General features: G+C 74.0%; 2 protein-coding genes. Both read left to right on the top strand.

Features of this window, described 5'->3' with window-relative positions; all coding sequences use genetic code 11:
* Window positions 1-970, top strand: a 970-nt coding sequence (locus ACY45C_RS12785) for a 5'-3' exonuclease (RefSeq protein ID WP_462187843.1), incomplete at its 5' end; no start/stop codon positions are given.
* Window positions 971-1,267: 297 nt separating this feature from the next.
* The coding region (locus ACY45C_RS12780; protein ID WP_462187852.1) for an SDR family oxidoreductase at window positions 1,268-2,546 on the top strand (1,279 nt) is incomplete at its 3' end.

The following is a 2,546-nucleotide window of genomic DNA, read 5'->3' as shown; positions in this document are numbered from 1 at the left end:
GGGTGGGACGGTGCTTGTGGGTGAGCGGGCGGGGGCGGACGGGCGGCTGATGCTTGTCGACACCCCGTCGCTGTACTTCCGGTCGTTTTTCGGGGTGCCGCGTTCGGTGCGGGCTCCTGACGACACCCCGGTGAACGCGGTGCCGGGACTGCTCGACGTGCTGGCCCGGCAGATCGGCGAGGTGCGCCCGAAGCGGGTCGTGGTGTGTTTCGACGCCGACTGGCGGCCGGCGTTCCGGGTGGCGCTGCTGGCGTCCTACAAGGCGCACCGGGCCGCCGATGCCGGGGCCGGCGGGGTCGGGGCAGGGCAGGTCGAGCGGGTGGACGACGACCTGCTCGTCCAGCTCCCGATCATCGGCGAGGTCCTCGACGCGTTCGGGATCGCCCGGGCGGAGGCCGCCGGGTTCGAGGCTGACGATGTGATCGCGACGCTGGCGACCCGTCACCGGGGGGAGGTGGACATCCTGACCGGTGACCGGGACCTGTTCCAGCTCGTCGACGACGCGGCCGGGGTGCGGGTGCGGTACGCGGTGGAGAAGTTCGCGGTGGTCGACGAGGCGGCGGTGACGGCACGCTACGGCGTTCCGGGGCGGGCCTACGCCGATTTCGCGGTGCTGCGCGGTGATCCCAGTGACGGGTTGCTGGGGGTGGCGGGGATCGGGGCGAAGACCGCCGCGGCGCTGCTGACCCGGTTCGGGTCGCTCGCGGCGGTGCTTGCCGCGGTTGACGCCGACGGCGGTGCGGGTCTGCCGGCCGGGGCGCGGCGTCGGTTGCAGGGCGCCCGGGACTATGTGCGTGCCGCGGTGGGGGTGGTGGCGGTGGTGCGGGACGTGCCGGTGGGTGCTTCCGCCGATCTGCTGCCGGCGGCGCCGGTCGATCCGGCGGCGGTGGGGGCGCTCGCCGAACGGTGGGGGCTGACCGGTTCGTGCACGCGGCTGCTGCGGGCGCTGGCTGAGGCCGCGGGTGGCTGAGGCCGGCGTGTTCGTCCGGCTGCCGGAGTGACGCGCAGGGTCATCTCGGCGGGTGGGTGGTGGGGCTGCCCGTCACGGCGCTGCCCTGGTGACGGTAGGTTTCCCTGCGTACCTCGGCGTGGGCACACGCAGGCGGTGCGCCGGTTGACGTCACGGGGGCGGATCGTCGCCTACTGTTGCCCTCCGGGCGAGCTCCGGAGGGGCGGGTGCCCACCCGGACGAGCAGGGCCCAGGCGGTGCAGCGGATGCTCACCGGACGAGCAGGTGGCGGTGCAGGTGACGGCAGCGGAGGTCAGGGTGGGGCTGCGTGAGCGGCTCGCGGGCAGGCGGGTCCTGGTGACCGGGGCGACCGGGTTCGTCGGGGAGGCGCTGCTGGAACGGTTGCTGTCGGACTTCCCCGGCACGGCGGTGGTGGCGCTGGTGCGGCCGCGGGGCAGTCACAGCGGGGCCGCGCGGCTGGCGCGCATGATGCGGAAGCCGGCGTTCCGCGGGTTGCGGGAGGCGTTGGGTGCGGCGGGGGTGGCGGCGCTGCTCGCCGAGCGGGTGGAGGTGATCGAGGGGGATCTGGCGTCGATGCCGGATCTGCCCGCCGACATCGACGTGGTCATCCACTGTGCCGGGGAGGTGTCGTTCGACCCGCCGGTCGACGAGGCGTTCACCACGAACGTCGGCGGGGTGGCGGAGCTGCTGCGGGCGCTTGCGGCCGGGGGGGCCAGGCCTCATCTGGTGCATGTGTCGACGGCGTATGTGGCGGGGTTGCGTTCGGGGCACATCGCCGAGGGGCCGCTGGCCCATGACGTGGACTGGCGGGCCGAGTGGGATGCGGCGTCGCGGGTGCGCCAGCAGACCGAGGACGCCTCGCGGGCGCCGGAGTGTTCGGCGCGGTTTCGGGCGCAGGCGTCGCGGCGGTTCGCCGCCGCCGGGGCGCAGACGGTGTCGGCGGAGGCGGAGCGGCTGCGCCGGGCGTGGGTGGCGCGGCGGATGGTGACGGCCGGGGGCGAGCGGGCGCAGGTGCTGGGGTGGACGGATGCGTACACGTTCACCAAGGCGTTGGGTGAGCGGTATCTGGAGGATCATCACGGGGACCTGCCGTTGACGGTCGTCCGTCCCTCGATCGTCGAGAGCGCGCTGCGCCGGCCGTTCCCGGGGTGGATCGAGGGGTTCAAGATGGCCGAGCCGCTGATCCTGGCCTATGGCCGCGGTGAGCTGCCGGACTTCCCCGCCTCCCCGGACGCGGTGGTGGACATCATCCCGGTGGATCTGGTTGTCAACGCGATCCTGGCGGCGGCGGCGGTGGTGCCGCCGGCGGGCACCCCGGCCTATTACACGGTGTGTTCGGGTTTTCGTAATCCGTTGCTGTTCCGGGATCTGTACGCCTATGTGCGGGACTATTTCCGGGCCGATCCGTTGCCGCGGCGCGGCCGGGGGACGTTCGCGGTGCCGGAGTGGCCGTTCGCGGGGGCGGCGGCGGTGGAGGCGAAGCTGCGTCGCTCGGAGCGGCTGGTGGGGTTGGCGGGCCGGGCGCTGGAGCATGCCCCGCCGTCGGAACGGGTGCGCCGGCTCGCCGGGGAGTTGG

The sequence above is a fragment of the Frankia sp. CcWB2 genome (assembly GCF_977927585.1).
This window is presented reverse-complemented; position numbering and strand designations above follow the sequence as displayed.